Here is a 550-nt window from a genome sequence, read left to right as displayed (position 1 = left end):
TAACCTTTAATGATGTGGGCAGTAGCATGCTGAATGAGGGTGGGCTGATAATGATTATTGGCCCTTTAGTCTTGTTTATTATTATGATACCAGCACTTCTTATTGACCTTTTCTCTGAAGGTCTCGTGGAGATAGTACTTGGTATAGTTCTAATACTAATGTTTTTTGTTCTCCCTGTTTCACTTTTACGCAAAGTCTCTAAACTCACCGATAGTGACGTACCCATTGACGCCTTTGACAAAGTCGACCAACGTATCTTACAATTTGATGTCACTCAAGAAGACGGCAACATAAAAGTAGACTACCACGGCATTAACGAGCTGCCTTATGCAGACATTCATGCCAGTGTGAAAAGCGTCAATATCGTCAGTGCAGGCGGTATGAGTAGAACTTACTTTTTACAGCTCAACTGGCTAGATAATAAACGTAACATCGTCAACCAATGGGTCTCCTCCTTTCCAGCGACATCCGATGCCTATGCTCGCGCGCAGTGGCAGTTCATCCGTAACTACATGGAAAAGAACGCTGATAGCCTACCGCCTATCACTCC

1 protein-coding gene is annotated in these 550 nt (G+C 43.3%); it reads left to right on the top strand.

All coding sequences use genetic code 11. The features are described 5' to 3' along the window. Positions 1–158: 158 nt before the first annotated feature. The coding region (locus AAEY80_RS14335; protein WP_350588526.1) for a hypothetical protein at positions 159–550 on the top strand (392 nt) is incomplete at its 3' end.

Origin of the sequence: Psychrobacter sp. 78a-MNA-CIBAN-0178 (assembly GCF_040309625.1) — a bacterium.
In the GTDB taxonomy this organism is placed as follows: domain Bacteria; phylum Pseudomonadota; class Gammaproteobacteria; order Pseudomonadales; family Moraxellaceae; genus Psychrobacter; species Psychrobacter okhotskensis.
The sequence above is the reverse complement of the archived record's forward strand: the minus strand, read 5'-3'. Positions and strand labels throughout refer to the sequence as shown.